We start from the raw sequence: 15,358 nt of genomic DNA, 5'->3' as shown, positions 1-15,358 counted from the left end.
AAAAAAGGAGGACTGGCGAATGGTTTGCCTCTTTGGTATCCCTGGGTAACTGCCAAAGCACAATGGCAACACTGTTACAGGCAACTGGAGTGGAGCTAGAGCCATGCCTTTGCGAGCATTGCTGTCAGATCCGAAGTCAACAAAAGGAAGCCCAGAGAGTCTGGCAACTTCCGAAATTCCAAAGCGGTTGCTGGCAGCGTCTTGATCTGCATCATTCCAGCAAGGCCGCATAATCTAAGAATGGCATCGAGATGATCGACAAAACCAAAACTCAGTTCTTCATGCGAGCTGGGTTCCCTTTCTCCTGGTCATCTCAGCACGGTGATTCGCACTTTTCACTGATGTAGATAGATCGCATTCACGCTCTCAAAAGAGAGCCAAAAAACCTTTCGCAAATCATCGTTATCGACCAGAGTTTCCTTCATTGAATGAGTAAGCAACCCAGCCTGCTCGAAGGGCCTTGTAGAAGAGACGATAGGGATAAGATCTGATCGTTACTTGATCAGCTTGATTAAAAACGGCTTGAGACCATTCAAGACCTGTGCTGCTCGCGATTGAGTTCGAGCAAGACCTGATCCTCAATAGCGTTCCGAAGCCATGAGGCAATAGAGCGACGCTCATTCCTTGCCAAACGTTCCACCTCTGCCGCAAGCGAAAGCGGAAGGTTTACAGCCAGTCGCCTGGTGATGGTGAGATTGACAGGCATTGCCCTGAAGCTGCATCAGCCAACACATAATAGCCATAAGGGATCCAAGGTGAAGCATAGGGGTATCCCTACACACAAGGGGTTGCACTTTATAGGCCTAAGGGCCGATGATTCAGGGGCCGACACCTCCGGCATCAAAACAACTCCACCGCAATGAGCAAATGAACAACACAATCAAGAGAATTTCAGCAGAGCGTGGGCTGACAAACATCCACACGATCAAGTTGGCAGTGCTCGATGCAATCGAATATGCAGAGCAGCGAGGTGATTTAAACCTAGCTCTCGCCTACGCCGCTTTCCTCAAGAAAGACCTCGACCCATTCATCAAAGAGAGGCTAGGACTATGAAACTCACAAATGTTGTAGCAAAACATGGATTTGTTCCATCTGCTCTTGCCCAAATCAACAATGCCAAGCTCTATGAGCGCAACAACTCAGACGGAGTTACAGAACTGCTTTGCGTTCAGAAAATCGGCAAGGGCATGAGAGTTGATCGGATGCCATTGCTGATAGCATCTGGTTTAATCATCCCTATCGGGGAGGCAGTTAAACAGATCCTACCGATATCAGAGCTCGAGGGATTTCTAGATATAACACTTAAGCCAGCTTTGTTCCATTAAGCTGCTTGTCATTTAATAGCAAAGCTCTAGTTATAAAGTATGCAAGCACTACTTGGTAAGCGGTTAAGAGTGGATAAGAGGCCAATCTAGGAACAAGCAGATATCAATAATTAGAGAGGGGAGTAAATGGTCTTTGATTCAATCATCAATCAATAGAAAAAGTAAAGTCAGGCGTCTCATCAGCTCAATTGTTTTCTTGATCAAACCAAGGCCGATTATCAAAATCCTCAGAAGGATGCAGACAAGCCTCTTGCGTATTTTGGTCTATTTGTTGATTAACTATCTGATCATCAGGTGTTTTGGACTCAGGTTTAGGTAGCTGTTGCCAGCCACTGTTCCACATGGAGGAGTCTTTCATTTCCTGCCAAGACACACATAATCGTGCGTGGCCATCAAGCACAGAAACGAGATTCACCCATCGATCTGATCCCTTACCCCCGTAGTTGATTGCAACAAAATGGCGAAAACCAAGCCGAGAAGTTGTGCTTGTCCAAGCTTTGTTGGGTGGCCAGTTCATAGGTAGACTAAGGTTATGCAAAAATCGGAAAATACATTTCTACCAAGGATTCGGAGTCGATAGAAAGAATCTATAGTTTTAGTAACGAAACAAAGATAGGAGATTCTGTTCTTTAACCATGGCAATCCTAGAGCTATCTTGAACAAAATCATGGGATTGTTGTGGGATTATGATCTACCCAGCTGGGTAGTCTCGCGGCAATCACGCTCCTTTCAGCCATGGCTAGCTGCGAGGATGCTGCAGAGAACGGAAGCCTAGGGAATGAATGGCTTGCGTTAAGTGGTGACAAAGATGACGACTATCAATTGATTAGAGACCCTAAGCGTCTAAATTTAGACATGGCCAAACTCAAGACCGACAAGTCAGCACCTTGGCCCTTGTTGGTGATCAGCTTTTTCATCTCGTTATTTATTGGCAGCCAATTAGGGCTGGTTGGCCAGATGCTCTTATCTGATATCAGTGAGCAAATCAATTCTAATGGAAGCAAAGATCAACACTATAGAACTGATAAAGAACAGCCACAGACTCAACAATCGAGCTGTATCCAGCCCGCAGATGGTGGCCCAGCTTTGAATGAAAACTTTGAGCCATGCACAAATTAGAGTGTGATTTCTGCTCCTTAAAAGAACATTCTTAAGATGGCTAATACAGCAAGGTAGCCAAGTAACAAACTAACTGATTGGAATCAATAGAATAGACATTCGTGCTAGATCCTTAGCAAGGTAAAATAAATAACAAGAAAGATTCTTAGGCTGCAATAAAACAGGAATTGATAATTAACAGAATTTAGTCTGCGGTCTTAATGATAATCTCCACACGTCGATTGCGCTGACGCCCGATTGGATTATCACCTCCTTTTTCAGTTGTGTTTGAGGCCACTGGCTTCAATTCCCCAAAGCCCTTGGTGACAAATGGAACATTGCTTAGGCCACCATCAGTGACAAACCAGTCTCGAACTGAAATTGCACGCTTCTCAGAAAGTGTTTGATTATATTCATTCGAACCCTTCGAGTCAGTATGACCTTCGATGCGAACATCGCCCCGTGACGTCTCACGGATGCGTTTGGCGACAGTCTCAAGAGAAGCAACAGCTGATGGCTTGAGGTTGGCTTTATCGAAATCGAAGAGAACATCAGCAGCAAGTTCAATAAGAATCTCACGTTCTTTCTCAATAACAATGTGTAGATCTTCAATAGAGTACTCAATCGTATTTACGTCAAAAACCAAATCATGGGTTTCATGCAAAAGACTGTTTAGTTTTTGCTTGGTTTTAGAAGTTGGGTTTTCGAGCTTACTGGATTTACTAGTTGCTATAACAGGCATGGGTTGCTGAAAATCATATACCCAAGCCTGGATAGGTTTTATACTACCTGATTGCATTAGAGCAACAGAAAAGGACATTAAATAGAAAAGACGTTGATACCTAATTGGTAAAGACATTGGATCAACCTTCTATCCGTACATCCTCTATAGGTACTGTGCCAGGGATATAGATTGAAACACTCTCTACTTCAACTGGTGGAGCAGGGAACTTAGCCCAAACTTTATAAGAGCTTCCGGGGTTCAACTTTGTTGGACTGTTGACTTTGGTAGTCATAGGGTTTCCATCTGCTTTAACGACAAGATGTTTCTTCTGGTTAACATTATCAACTATGTATGAATCAGCGAGCCAACTGCTTCTAAGATTTGTCCAACAATATGAGTTACACAATGTCACTTCCTCGTCTGTGTTATTAATATAGCGCCATTGTAAAGTAACTGTATTGTCGCTTGATCGTTTTACCCTAAGAAGGGCTACGTCAAGTCCATTTTCATGCTCTTCTAAAGCCAAAACTTTCTCATTTCTTGGGATGGGTTCTCTAGCAATCTTTTCCTTCTCTTCTTTCGCATGTTGTTGATCTCTTTCAACTTCTACCCTCTTCTCAGATCTCGTTTCATTAGACGAAAGTTGAGTCTCACTGCTCCTTAAGCATCCACTACAAAGGATCATGGCAAGGGATAAACTAGTTAAGGCAAGCGGCCCTGGCTTTTGGTTGCTCATGAGGTTGGATTTTGATTTGACATTTGAACAATGGGATTAATCGAAAAATTCTATTGGCATTCTTAACTTGTTTATAACTGACTCATTGGCAATAGGCAAGGCAATGTTAAAAAAATGAACCTTTCATTATCCATGCATTTCTAAGCTACCAAATGATTGGACAATTCTTGTCAAGACTTGATTCACCTCAAATGCTTAGAGAACACTAATTGTTCTGCATAATGAAGTCCTTGATTTGTTAGATGTGTTTAACATGTGTTAAAATTCCTGCCTTTTGTTTTTTTTGGTGGTTTCGCTGTTTATAGGTCTGAGATAAGTGAGAAAGCATAAAACTCTGAATGTTGATAGTTTCTCCAAATACTGCCTTATCGGGAGTGATTAAAGACAAGATATGCTGTGATTCTACTCATACAAATATTCGGCGATACAAAAGCTATGAACCGTAAACGCAAGAGAATAACTTGGATTAGGTAAACCCAGGCAATGGTGAAAAACTTCAAGACTGGTTGCCATTGAACAACTTTGCACCAAGTATTGAGGTTAATTAATGCTGCATGGCTACTCAACCCAATCACTTTTACGAGCAGGTTAAGGCTATTAAAATGTTATTAGGTTTGTCTTTCTAATAAAAATCAATTAATCAGTGAACTCGTCATTCACAACTTTTATTTTGATGTCTCCGTTGCCTCGCCAGCTGGCCTGTCAAAGACAAACTTAAGAATTAGGATTGCCAGTCCTAGGATAAAGGTGATCACATTAAACAGGATTACTGGCATAGAATGTATTCCCCAGCCATATATTTCCCATAGGATGATGCCAGCGATAAAAAGAATGAACATCACGTAAGAGATGTCTTTTGCTGATTTAGAACGCCAAACCTTTACTAATTGAGGAACAAACGCAATTGTGGTTAGTGTTCCAGCTATTAATCCCAAAACATCCATAGAAGAGAGAGAGTCCATCAGGGCCTCCTGAGCCACAAGGATAATTTTTGGCTAAGCCTTCCAGACTCTATTGCAGCGGCCTCACATCATCGCAACATCAAGACTTCAAATGAGGATTGCATTCGTATAGGCGTTGCCTTGCCTGCCACGGGGAGTGAATGGCTTACGTTGCTACAAAGCCCTGGTTGTTTCCTTTCTCTGATATGAGTCGATCTGCTCCGCTCCGCTCTACGCAGCAATGCTTCTAGAACCAACCTGCTGAGCCTCAGGGTTGACGATCCATAAGAGATGAGAACGGCTCCGTTGTTTGCCCGCTTCAAGAACACTATCGGCTGAGATAAGCAAAGCCCTTTGCAGGTCATGAAATTTGGCAGGCAAACCAGAAATAGAAAGCATTTGTCTGGCGATCTTCTCAGGGCTGGTCAGGCAAGGTTTTGCTTCTCTCTGCAGTGATTGACCATCGTCTATCTCCAACCTATTGCTGAACTGAGCTTTAACCCATTTCACTGGGCTCCAAAAACTCAGCCAGGCAAAGCTGGGTCGACTGCAAGGGTAGACAGTTGTGCCAATGATTTTCACGAACACATCGATGCTTGTGGGATCTCTGTTTCATCTGGCCTCTAGCGCAAAACAGCATTGGGGTATGACTGGTCAAGATCATTGCAAGACCAGATGGCTGAGCTGTCTAAGGGTTGGAAGGAAGAATTTGTCTGTGACTTCCATACTGCGAAACAGGACGTTCAAGCAACGTCTCCCTTCAAAAATTCCACCAAGGGTTTTTTCTTGGTTGATTGTTTGCTGTAATTGGATGTTCTCAATTGATCTGATGACAACTGTTCGAGACCGAATCAATGCTCACCTCCCTATTGTTCTGGAGGTTCTGCGCACTGGATCCTTGGTTGTAATTGCCCTAAGCACGATCTGCGCTAGTCAGTCCCTTAAGCAAATGGCTGGTGGTCACGATGCGCCTTCTGAAGTCAGTGCGACCCATAAGGGGCATAACTGAAGCTAAAACTGAGTAGCTCTTTATCGACAGCGATAGAGTAAATATAAAAGCAATGCTCACTCGTCAACCTTCAATTTGAAGGTTGCTTTTGCTCTAGCTATGGCCGATGCCAAAAGTCATAAAAAGACAATGAGCATCTATTAGCAGGGCAGTATGGGCATTGATTGATAATTCGATAATTTAGATTCTCTTGCTGTCTTCAAGCTACAAGAGTCACCTTGCTTTGTTTAGGCTTTTAATTATCTAACGTCCTAGTCTATAATGTCTAGAGTCTATTCTAGCTGCCTGATTAAGAATAGCATTAGGATCGAATGCCAGGATAAAGGCTTAATATTCCCGACCAGATTTTCACCAGTAATGATCAACATTTTAAAAATAACTTCTCAAATTCATTTCTTTCCAAATGGTCAAATTGTTGATCTGATTCTGGAAATCTACACCTAATCAAAATAATACATGCTTTTTATGACATCCAACCCCTTTGAATAGTGGTTAATGCCATAGCGAGCCTGCGTTGGTTGAGAACAATGATAGAACTAAAATTGTTTTTATTTAGCTAGTTACTGCAAGCCAAATTCCAAAAACTGCCATAAAAGATGCAGCTATTCCTCCAAGCCTTAGTCTATCGCCTTCATAGCGGCAAAGAAGCAAAGCCATTACAGGTGAGCTGCTCAGTAATGTCACCCCAATCCCTAAGGGAAGCTTTTGCAGAGCTAGCTGTTGCAAAATAATCCCAAGGTTGGTTCCCAACAATGTCGCAAACAGAATCCTGGGCCAACGGATTTGCGACGGGCGTGGATAAGGAATTGGTCGAATGCATTTACGTAGCCAAGGAATAATGAGCACTAATCCACCTAGTAAGCGAATCGCGGCACTTTGCAAAGGTGTGATCTGTCCTAAAAGGAGTACCTGTCGTGAAAGTGCGGCACCACTAACGCCGCAAATAACACCAGATAGAGCAAAGAGCAGCCCCAATCGTTGAGACGAGTACTGTCGATTGAACCCCACTCCCTTTTCCGGCGGTTGCTGAAAGGCAGCAATGACGACTGATGTAGCAACAAGGATTGCTCCAAACCATGATTTCAAATTAATTATCTCAGCTAAAAATGTCATTCCGTAAAAGCTTGCCAAAAGAGGTCCTAACGCTTCAATCGTCAATGTTCTTCGTGTTCCTAGTCTTCGCAGTGCAGCGAAGTAGAAGCTATCTCCCAATGCAATACCTAATGCGCCACTGGCCATCAACAGCATCAAGCCATTGGTCTGCTCAGACCATGGCAAGAATAGAAGTACAGGGCACAAAAATAATGTGGCAATGACGATCTTAAGACCATTTAATTGCCAGGCAGTTAAAGACGTTTCGATTGAGCGCCAAAGACTACTACTTAATGTCCAAGCAAGAGATCCAGAAAGCGCTGCTAAAACACCAACCACCATTGAATGATTTAATTAGAATAGAGAAGGAAAATCACAACTTCTCTGTAAGCTAGATATTCCTATTGGGGCTAGGTGATGGCAACCCCCATGTTGGAATCGGTGGTAGCTCTGCTCCAGCTGCCAATGATTGTTGCCAGCCTTCTAGCCAGGCTTCCATTTCTTTCGGAGTCAGCACTCGTTCTAAGCGGCGAATCAATTCTTGTGGAGGGTGTTGCATCAGTATGTTCCTGATTAGTGCTGGAAAAACCACAAATTTGCATCTGCTCGACCAGTCTCCATCATTAGCCTCTGAACTTTTAGTCCACCTAGATATAGCTCTACCAGCATGAGGTGAACATGATCATGGACAATCGCTGGATTTTAAAGTCATGACTATCAAAAAATTGGCCTAGGTGATCCCTGCCGACTCTTGCTGAAACGTCTGCGCAAATTGAAGCCATAGGGATTGTCACCGTCCTTGTCAGAGCATCAAAGGAGGAAAATCAGCCCGATCGGCTGAATGACGCCCACGCCAAAGACGAACTCAGAGTGATTCTCTACAAAAAGGCCCAACCTATTGGTGGCAAAGGTTTTACTGATAAGCACCCCAGAGATTAGTATTCTTGCGTGGCGGGGCGTGGCGCAGCTTGGTAGCGCGGGTGCTTTGGGAGCACTAGGTCGCAGGTTCGAATCCTGTCGCCCCGACTTGAATCTCAGCGAATCGAATATCCAGCTGTGTGCTGAGGGTGTGCTGAACGGCCAGCAGGTTCTCTGCTCAGCACACAACTTTCCCAGCGTTTATTGACTTGTCTGATCGCATCAGTAGGGTGTGATTAACGCATCGCGCCTCTCAGAGCCCCTGAACCGCGATTCCGTCGAAAACCTTCCATCAGAACAACAGTTGTCTGAATTGCAGCTGCTGAATACACCCTTACGTCCGAGGCTTGAACCTTCTTTGGAGGAATGGCTTGCACTGCCAATCCGCACCCCAAAGGGTCAACGCCCTGTTCTATTTGCCAGTGATTCAGAAAAGGCAGCTGCTCATTGCAGGGTTCGACGTGATCACGCTCTTGGCGTCATCTACGAACACACCGAGAACAAACCTCGAAGAGGCGATCTCCTAAGTCACAAGCTTGGAAATCGTTTCTACCGCCTGCAGAAGCAACTGATTGCAACTGAGGGAACACCCTCCGCTGTATTGCAGCAGGAAGCACGAGATGCCTACCGCGCATCCGCAACGCCAGCACAAGAAGAATCACCAGAAATACGCGCCTACCTCGAACGGATCTGGGGAGCACTCAAATACCCAAGCGTTAGCGAAGTCCCCTGGACACCATTCGCAGAAAAGCGGATCAACCTCTCAGAGCTTTTCCCAGAGCCACGTTGATACGCCTCCACAAGGGAATCATTTCTTCTCCCTAACAGACCCTGTATGGGTGCCGGAGGCTATTGCAGGTGAACAGCTTGCAATTAAAAAGAGCACTCTTCGCTGCATGCGCCGTGAGCGCAGGATTCGCCCTGGTGTCGATTGGATTTATTCAACCGGCTGCAAGAACAGCAGTGTTCTTTACAACGTGCATTCAATCATTGAGCTGCAAATGCAGCGAACGATTCAAATTGCACGAGAGGAGGATCAAAAACGCCAGACAGAAGCTGAGGGGAATCGTCTGGCTATTGAGACCTATGACGAGCCCGATTCTGGTACGCCAACAGGGTCGGAGGCATGAAGTCCTCAGAACATCTCGCCTACCTGAAGGAGCGAGGGGTTGATCCCGCACGACTGGGTGGGCACTATTTCACTGATGGATCTGATCTCTGCATCCCTTACTGCGATCCACAGGGCAAACCCTACAAAGACAGCCGAGGCAATCCATACCGCGTTCGCCGTCCATTCCCTACGGGTAAACCCAAATTCAAGGCTCCTCCAGCATCAGGCTCCCGTCCCTATTTCAGCCCTCTTATGCCAGAGGGTTACCTCGATGACATCAACATCCCGCTGGTGTTAATTGAAGGCCCAGTCAAAGTCGATAGTTGTTTTCAAAACATCCCCACCGGATACTGCTTTGTCGGCTTGACCGGTACTTGGAACATCCGTGATCATCGCGGTGAAGATGGCATCACCGTCGATCCAAAGGGCGAGACGCGAATTCTCCCCGAAATGAAAGCTATCCCGATGAAAGGTCGAAAGGTGATCATCCTGTTCGACTCCGACATTGCTGACAACAAGTCAGTAGCACAAGCAGCCAGGGCAATAGCTAATTGGGCGCGAGGCCGCGGTGGTTCACCATCTCGCGTGAATCTGCCTAACGAACTTGACGGTAGAAAGAACGGCGCAGATGACTTCCTCGTTCGTCATGGTGCCGATCAACTGATCTTGAAAATCGAAAGTTCCAAAGTCATTGGCTTTCCGCTCCCCTCTCCTCTCCTTACGGATGACGGAGACATCAGGAGTGACTTAGATCCAACTGAAACAGAAGAGGCGATCTTTGCTACTGCTCAAATCGCTGATATTGGGGTTCTCGATAGCGTCACTCGCCGACTCTTCAAAAAACTGGGAAGGAGTTACCAAGAGTTGATCATTCAGATTGAAGAAGCTCGCACCCAGGGAGAAGACGCCGGCTTTCTGGTTACAGACGAAAAGCTCAATCAACCCAATATTGATAGCTGTTGGGTTGTCCCTGAGCTGCTACCCAGAGGAGAGGTTACGGTTCTTGCTGCAGACTCAGATACAGGCAAGTCTTTGCTGGGTTACGACCTCTGCAGAGCACTCATTACAGGGAAGAAATGGCTGGGCTTCAGTGTCCCCAAAATGCGTGTTCTGATTCTTCAACTGGAGGAAGGTGCTTGTTCTATTTCACGTCTCAAGGCTCACGGTTTTTTTGACTTCGCTACCAAGGGTGTCGAATGGGATCTTGGCGACAGCTTCGACCTAGCAAAACCGCGACACCGTCAGCAGCTTCAGTCGATGATTCGATCTGGATTCGATTTCATCATGGTTGATCCGTTGCGTGCTGTTAGCAGCCTCGCAATTGATGAGAACACTGCAGAATTTGGAAAACGTGTTGTGCGTCGTCTTCGCAAGCTGATCACTGAAGAAGGCGGTACCGCTCTGATCATTCATCACAACAGTCGTGGCTCTGGAAAGTACGCCGGGAACGGTGACATCAAGGCCGCTGTTTGGGGGTTGGCAGCACTTCGACTGGTGGATGCAAACGACACAAGCATTCTTCACCTTTCCACTCTCAAGGTGCATGACGGAAAGGCCCGTGACGCTGATCCAATCCTTTGGCGTCTTCAGCGCACTCGTGTGGAGTCGAAATGGGATGGCAGTGATAACGACTGCAAGTGGGAGCTGCTGTCAATGGAACAATTCCAATCACCTGACCTGCCACTCCTCAAGCGCTTTGAAGCGTTACTAGAACAGCAAACTAAAGAGCTGACATTGCGGGAGATTGCCAGTCGACTAGAGCTACCGGATGGCCCCGATGGGAAGGTCAATCCAACCCTCCGAACCATGTCCGCTAAAACCGCATTGATCCGCCAATGGGCTATCAAGAAGCGCGGCAAAACGACAACTTATTGGATGCCTTATGACCGACGGTCAATTGCAGTCCAGCAGGGTATCCCTGGTTCTGCTGCGTTTTTAGATAACCAGTTAACCCCTCCTACTAATAAAGGAGTCTTAAGGGGTAACCAAAGGTCAACTCAGGGTGAACCATTAGTTGAAAGTTGGCCCAGGGTTAACTCAGATCCGCTTAAAAGCCGGGACATACATACCCCCCTCCCCAACCTCAACGGTCACGCCGACGCCGTTTGGGATGTAATCGACAACAACCCCGGGCTTCATCCAGCTCGACTTGCGAACATGATCTATGCCGAAACGAATGTCGAGATCAATGGCAGTCAGGTTCTCGAATTAATCAAAAGCCGACCCCTGAACTAATTCCTGTCAGAATCCAAAGCATGGGTAAGAAATGCACCAAGTACGAAAAAGAAAAGCGCATCCTGCAATTCGTACAGATGCTCTCTAAAGGTGCAGTCAACTCAGAGTTGATTCATCACGCTGCCTCAGAGTGGGGAGTCGATGAACGCCAAGCACGAAACTACCTGCATGAAGCACGTCAGGTTGTTATTGATGACGTCAACCATGACCGCAAGATTGTTGTCGCTGAGATGGTTCACATGATGAAGGCCGTCATGAAGGAAGGCTTTCGTACAGGTCAGCTGAATTCAGTCATTGGAGCCGCCAATACGTTGTCGCGTGTGGCCAAGCTCTAAAAACGACCCTGCTGGCCGGTGATCAGCTTCCAGAAGCAGTGGGGCGAGATTTCGCCAGAGAGGTTGAGAGATGCACAACGCCTAACTAGCCAACTGCTAAAAGGTTCTTAGCCCAGACTCATTTGATGTTTTCCTGGAGGAGCACTCCCTTGCTACTGAGTTCATGCCCCTGAGACACCCTTTGTTTCATCGGACGATTCAAGCGCTGTTTTGGGATGCAAAAGAGGCGGGGTTTGTGCACCCCACACTGGAAAATATCGACAGCTTTAGAGAAGAGCTTTTAAGAGAGCTGGAGGAAGGTATCAAGCCGATCATTGAAGAGCGTTGCTATAGGGATCCCACAGTCGAAAGATCAGAAGAAGACTCCCAAATTCCTCAGTGTTAAGACCCCTCCCATCGGTATTCCCAGTGGGGATACCAGGAAGGTGATCACGTGCTGCCCTTGTTGGCCAGCACAGCCACGCCACGCCTGATCATGGAAGGCCCCTTAAGTCAGAGAGCAAGAGACTAGAGACCTTCAACATGCAGGAGTTGGTCGCCAAAGGGTTAAGGCGGGGTTGGCAAGGTCACACCTATTTGGATCGGGATAAAGACGGCGAAGCATGCGAGTCAATTAAATGAGGTGTTCACTGACAGTGCTCCTCCAGCAACAAGATCTGTTCTTTGGATGTTTGCCTGATCGATGTCTTCCTTGCTTCTGACGTACGATAATGCGTTTTTTGAAACCAATGTTTGATAACAATAATCCAAGGCGAAAACCCTAATGCAATAACAACTAATCCCCAGGGAAATCCTATTCTAACCATCAACCAAACCAAAAAATCTTGCTAGTAATGAATGCTATTCAAAGTAAAAATGCCAGGTTGGGATTATGACCTGGTCTTTTGGATGCGTTGATGGTAGTAGAAGTGGGTAATGGAATCTAAGTCTATTGCGGCAGCATTGAAGAACAACTATAATTCACAAATGAAGATTACCTACAAAGGAAGCACCTATCAAGAACTCCTTGATTTAACCGGTGACAAAGGTAAGACATCTTTTGAAGTTCCAGCAAGTGAAATTGAGTTAATTGAGTTTATCTATCATCAGGCTATGTGGATAAGGATGACTGTAATTGGCGTGAAGAAAAGTTATCCTTTAACATCCCTTCTTGGTGTAAGTTTTCACCCAACTCTTGGGAGATTGATGAAGATGGTTGGGGTGAAAGCGAAGATAAAGATTATTGGGATTGGAAAAAAATAGTTGAAACACTTTACCCTCACAAACCCGAGCATTATGAAACTCTTATGTATTTAACTGCCTGTCAATGGGTAGAGGGGGACTGGGACGATGAAGAGATTAATTCTAAGAGGTGTAAAGAAGAGATTGAACCAATCCTTCCATTTGTAAAACAGCTATACAAATACAACAACGGCATTGATGTCTAAACCCATCACTCCTTGCGGCAGGCTTAGTGCTATTTCCTTTATTTCTATTTCTAGTAAATGATATTCCAGCATTATTCATCTCGTGATTACTTTTACATATCTTCCAAGCCAGTGACAGCAACGGCTTTGAAGACACATTCCAAACTCATTAGGGTGGGTTGGTTGATTTCTACTAAATCCCTCCCATTATTTTAACTTTCCTCTAACCCTGGTTTCACCCTCAAACACCAGTATGTGACCAAAGGTACCAACCTTTGTTGGTGATAAAGCATCCTCCTCAATCACCGTTCCCTGCTAAACCAACAGCCGCGGGGCAAGAAAAAGAGGGTTTCTCCAGGTCAACAACGACTGCCCTTTGCGTTTGATATTCGCCTCAACCAAATCCCAGAGGAGTGGCATCAACTTGCCGTGAGATTTCGAAAAGCCAATGGAATCAGAGATGGAGATCAAACTCTCAGGCTGTGGTGATTAAGTTAGAAATATAAGTAGTTTTCTGGCAGATAAACTTGACGTTAGATTTGTCATGAATGCGAAAAGCTATTGCTGATTTTTACCTGCCAAAGAAGACATCAAGGCAACTTTCTGCAAGTCAATGGTGCCAGGTATCGGATGCCGTTTTAAGCGAATAGAGAAGTCGTTGAAGAAATAAAAAGACCCTATAATCGCAGGGGATTAGGGGCTATTTAGAGGGCTATGGGGCTCCAAGTGGGAGTTATAGGTACTCGCATGGTCCTATTTGAACCCCTCCAATAATCGGTATACGGTAGTAACGTCGAACGCACGTATGAGTAAGGCTATCATGAACCCTCACATCCCGATTGGCTGGTGTTGCAGATAACGCTTCAATCACAGGCATCACTGCTGGGCCTTTTTTGCTTGGTGCTCCATAACCATTGCTGCCAAAACGATATTTAATGTCTGCCGTAAAGCGTGTATCAAAAGCCTCGTCATATGAGAGGTTTGCACCAAGAGTTAAACCACTGCTGATGTTGTAAGCCAGCCTTCCTTTAACCCCTGAACCATCAGCATCATCGAGATCACCGCTTTGGTAGTAATAGCCAACAGAAGCATTGAGATCTGGTGTGATGCTGTAGCCAACATCTATGCCGTAGGTATCAAGAGCACCACCGTCGTAATGGCTGTTCAGCTTGTGTTCCACATCACCAATGGGAACCAGTGCATAGGCATTGAAGTCCCAGGTATCAGAGACTGCTTCTAAACCTGCAGCAACCTGAGAGAAGAAGACATCACGCTTATCAAAAACATTGACGCTGGTATCAGCATCACCTGTATTCATTGGTCGGCTGTCATAACCAGCATTCACTCCATACATCCAAGAGCGATCATCATTGAGCCAGCGGTAACCAAGCCTTGTTGATGTGCTGATCGTGGTACCAGCGACATCGGTATTAACGATGCTGCTTTCACCATCTCGATCAGAGAAGTTGGCATTGGCTAAAGCATCAATAAACCAAACGCTGTTCTCACTAACGGCAATCGGCAGAAAAGCTCCAATACCGGCTTGATTGGGTGTGCCTGCTCCTTGCAGTGCTCCTTGAAAGCCCCAGTTGAACTGAACAGCATTTTTGAGATTGATTTCCATCACCCCCAGATCTGCTGCACTGCCGTCCTCTTGAGCAACAACAGGCTGAATGGGAGAACCAGCTAAGGCAAGAGCAGCAGCAGCAGTTAGTGATAAGGAGAGGCGAAGGGAACGCTGCACTGGGATTGAACGCTTAAAAGTTCACTCATTATCTGGCATGTTTTTGGTTGCTGCTATCAGCAGACATCAACTGAAGTAGTCGATCTGTCCAGGTCAACAGCGACTGACATGGGATTGGGATATTCGACTTAATCAAATCCCTGAGGATTGGCATCAGGATGCGGTGAAGTTCCGCATGGCCAATGGAATCAGAGATGGTGATATCCAGTTCAGATTCTGAGAGTGAGTTGAGGAGATATAGGTATTGGTTAGAGGCAGGAAGTTGATGGTTAGCTTTTCAGTAGCGTATGACTATTCTCAGAGCCTGCTTCTATCAACTACACGCCTTTACACGTAACTTTTTGGCAACAGGCGCTAGGTATCTGTGGCCTACAAATCGCCTACAAGGCGGTCCCAAGTACTGAGGGATGTTCTGCCGCTTCCTTTCACCATAGCCGCCTTATAGCCTCTTTTAGCTTTCCATTTCAACCACAGTGCTGTGGTTCCTAGCGTTAAAACTGGGTGCAAATAGGGGAAAATAGAACAGGTTTGGCCTTCCTGTCAGTTTTAGAACATCCTAGTCCAGGACATTAAAAAACCCCTCAGAGAGGGGCTTTTAAGTGGTGGCGGGGGGGGAGATTTGAACTCCCGACCTTCGGGTTATGAGCACGACATTCTTGGCTGACTTCCCTTGCAGTCACTAGA

21 protein-coding genes and 1 tRNA gene are annotated in these 15,358 nt (G+C 45.8%); 13 read left to right on the top strand and 9 right to left on the bottom strand.

Annotated elements, in window-relative coordinates; translation table 11 throughout:
• Nucleotides 1-62: 62 nt before the first annotated feature.
• Nucleotides 63-233 (top strand): hypothetical protein, encoded by a 171-nt coding sequence (locus PMIT1303_RS13430; protein WP_155724971.1) that lies wholly within the window; start codon nt 63-65, stop codon nt 231-233.
• Between the two features lie 299 nt (nt 234-532).
• Here PMIT1303_RS13430 and PMIT1303_RS13425 read toward each other — a convergent pair whose 3' ends face one another.
• Nucleotides 533-706: a hypothetical protein gene (locus PMIT1303_RS13425; RefSeq protein WP_011825888.1), complete on the bottom strand. Its 174-nt coding sequence runs from the start codon at nt 704-706 to the stop codon at nt 533-535.
• Nucleotides 707-813: 107 nt separating this feature from the next.
• On the opposite strand from PMIT1303_RS13425, the gene PMIT1303_RS07555 reads away from it, so the two are divergent.
• Both PMIT1303_RS07555 and PMIT1303_RS07550 read left to right on the top strand, forming a co-directional pair.
• Nucleotides 814-1,053 carry a hypothetical protein gene (locus PMIT1303_RS07555; RefSeq protein WP_156486958.1) on the top strand — a complete coding sequence of 80 codons (240 nt, stop codon included), beginning with the start codon at nt 814-816 and terminating at the stop codon, nt 1,051-1,053.
• Nucleotides 1,050-1,325 (top strand): hypothetical protein, encoded by a 276-nt coding sequence (locus tag PMIT1303_RS07550; protein WP_063398183.1) that lies wholly within the window; start codon nt 1,050-1,052, stop codon nt 1,323-1,325. Before PMIT1303_RS07555 ends, PMIT1303_RS07550 begins: the two co-directional genes overlap by 4 nt.
• A 184-nt stretch (nt 1,326-1,509) precedes the next feature.
• Here the strand turns inward: PMIT1303_RS07550 and PMIT1303_RS07545 are convergent, their stop codons facing one another.
• Nucleotides 1,510-1,842, bottom strand: a complete 333-nt coding sequence (locus PMIT1303_RS07545; RefSeq protein ID WP_063398182.1) for a TIGR02450 family Trp-rich protein — start codon at nt 1,840-1,842, stop codon at nt 1,510-1,512.
• Nucleotides 1,843-2,060: 218 nt separating this feature from the next.
• Here PMIT1303_RS07545 and PMIT1303_RS07540 point away from each other — a divergent pair, with 218 nt between their 5' ends.
• Nucleotides 2,061-2,444: a hypothetical protein gene (locus tag PMIT1303_RS07540; protein WP_231901396.1), complete on the top strand. Its 384-nt coding sequence runs from the start codon at nt 2,061-2,063 to the stop codon at nt 2,442-2,444.
• 184 nt (nt 2,445-2,628) lie between these two features.
• On the opposite strand, the gene PMIT1303_RS07535 is transcribed toward PMIT1303_RS07540, so the two are convergent.
• The 4 genes from PMIT1303_RS07535 to PMIT1303_RS07520 all read right to left on the bottom strand — a co-directional run bounded on the left by PMIT1303_RS07535 (nt 2,629) and on the right by PMIT1303_RS07520 (nt 5,334).
• Nucleotides 2,629-3,282, bottom strand: a complete 654-nt coding sequence (locus PMIT1303_RS07535) for an OmpA family protein (protein ID WP_082824466.1) — start codon at nt 3,280-3,282, stop codon at nt 2,629-2,631.
• Between the two features lie 4 nt (nt 3,283-3,286).
• Nucleotides 3,287-3,883 (bottom strand): hypothetical protein, encoded by a 597-nt coding sequence (locus PMIT1303_RS07530; protein WP_063398180.1) that lies wholly within the window; start codon nt 3,881-3,883, stop codon nt 3,287-3,289.
• 665 nt (nt 3,884-4,548) lie between these two features.
• Nucleotides 4,549-4,845, bottom strand: a complete 297-nt coding sequence (locus PMIT1303_RS07525) for a SemiSWEET family sugar transporter (RefSeq protein WP_063398179.1) — start codon at nt 4,843-4,845, stop codon at nt 4,549-4,551.
• Nucleotides 4,846-5,055: 210 nt separating this feature from the next.
• The gene (locus tag PMIT1303_RS07520; RefSeq protein WP_156486957.1) at nt 5,056-5,334 is read right to left on the bottom strand and encodes a hypothetical protein; all 279 of its coding nucleotides are present in this window, start codon (nt 5,332-5,334) and stop codon (nt 5,056-5,058) included.
• 319 nt (nt 5,335-5,653) lie between these two features.
• On the opposite strand from PMIT1303_RS07520, the gene PMIT1303_RS07515 reads away from it, so the two are divergent.
• Nucleotides 5,654-5,833, top strand: a complete 180-nt coding sequence (locus tag PMIT1303_RS07515; protein ID WP_036912139.1) for a hypothetical protein — start codon at nt 5,654-5,656, stop codon at nt 5,831-5,833.
• A gap of 552 nt (nt 5,834-6,385) precedes the next feature.
• On the opposite strand, the gene PMIT1303_RS07510 is transcribed toward PMIT1303_RS07515, so the two are convergent.
• Nucleotides 6,386-7,267: a DMT family transporter gene (locus PMIT1303_RS07510; RefSeq protein ID WP_063398177.1), complete on the bottom strand. Its 882-nt coding sequence runs from the start codon at nt 7,265-7,267 to the stop codon at nt 6,386-6,388.
• 49 nt (nt 7,268-7,316) lie between these two features.
• On the bottom strand, nt 7,317-7,484 hold the full coding sequence (locus PMIT1303_RS14030) for a hypothetical protein (RefSeq protein ID WP_156486956.1): 168 nt from the start codon (nt 7,482-7,484) through the stop codon (nt 7,317-7,319).
• Nucleotides 7,485-7,877: 393 nt separating this feature from the next.
• On the opposite strand from PMIT1303_RS14030, the gene PMIT1303_RS07505 reads away from it, so the two are divergent.
• From PMIT1303_RS07505 to PMIT1303_RS14025, 8 genes are all read left to right on the top strand, one after another.
• Nucleotides 7,878-7,951 (top strand) — tRNA-Pro (locus tag PMIT1303_RS07505).
• Nucleotides 7,952-8,075: 124 nt separating this feature from the next.
• The gene (locus tag PMIT1303_RS07500; protein WP_063398176.1) at nt 8,076-8,633 is read left to right on the top strand and encodes a hypothetical protein; all 558 of its coding nucleotides are present in this window, start codon (nt 8,076-8,078) and stop codon (nt 8,631-8,633) included.
• A 49-nt stretch (nt 8,634-8,682) separates the two neighbouring features.
• Nucleotides 8,683-8,973: a hypothetical protein gene (locus tag PMIT1303_RS07495; RefSeq protein ID WP_063398175.1), complete on the top strand. Its 291-nt coding sequence runs from the start codon at nt 8,683-8,685 to the stop codon at nt 8,971-8,973.
• Nucleotides 8,970-11,189 carry an AAA family ATPase gene (locus PMIT1303_RS07490; RefSeq protein WP_063398174.1) on the top strand — a complete coding sequence of 740 codons (2,220 nt, stop codon included), beginning with the start codon at nt 8,970-8,972 and terminating at the stop codon, nt 11,187-11,189. Before PMIT1303_RS07495 ends, PMIT1303_RS07490 begins: the two co-directional genes overlap by 4 nt.
• A gap of 20 nt (nt 11,190-11,209) precedes the next feature.
• The gene (locus tag PMIT1303_RS07485; RefSeq protein ID WP_063398173.1) at nt 11,210-11,524 is read left to right on the top strand and encodes a hypothetical protein; all 315 of its coding nucleotides are present in this window, start codon (nt 11,210-11,212) and stop codon (nt 11,522-11,524) included.
• A 163-nt stretch (nt 11,525-11,687) separates the two neighbouring features.
• Nucleotides 11,688-11,909: a hypothetical protein gene (locus PMIT1303_RS07480; protein WP_063398172.1), complete on the top strand. Its 222-nt coding sequence runs from the start codon at nt 11,688-11,690 to the stop codon at nt 11,907-11,909.
• A gap of 137 nt (nt 11,910-12,046) precedes the next feature.
• Entirely contained in the window at nt 12,047-12,145 is a 99-nt protein-coding gene (locus tag PMIT1303_RS14355) for an excalibur calcium-binding domain-containing protein (protein ID WP_074159217.1), read from the top strand.
• Nucleotides 12,146-12,439: 294 nt separating this feature from the next.
• The gene (locus tag PMIT1303_RS14025) at nt 12,440-12,766 is read left to right on the top strand and encodes a hypothetical protein (RefSeq protein ID WP_063398171.1); all 327 of its coding nucleotides are present in this window, start codon (nt 12,440-12,442) and stop codon (nt 12,764-12,766) included.
• Nucleotides 12,767-13,663: 897 nt separating this feature from the next.
• Here PMIT1303_RS14025 and PMIT1303_RS07470 read toward each other — a convergent pair.
• Complete coding sequence (locus PMIT1303_RS07470) at nt 13,664-14,674, bottom strand: inverse autotransporter beta domain-containing protein (protein WP_231901395.1); 1,011 nt, start codon at nt 14,672-14,674, stop codon at nt 13,664-13,666.
• Between the last annotated feature and the right edge of the window lie 684 nt (nt 14,675-15,358).

It is taken from the genome of Prochlorococcus sp. MIT 1303 (genome assembly GCF_001631965.1).
Lineage (GTDB): Bacteria > Cyanobacteriota > Cyanobacteriia > PCC-6307 > Cyanobiaceae > Prochlorococcus > Prochlorococcus marinus_D.
Note: the sequence above shows the minus strand (reverse complement) of the source record. Positions and strands in the feature narration are given on the sequence as shown.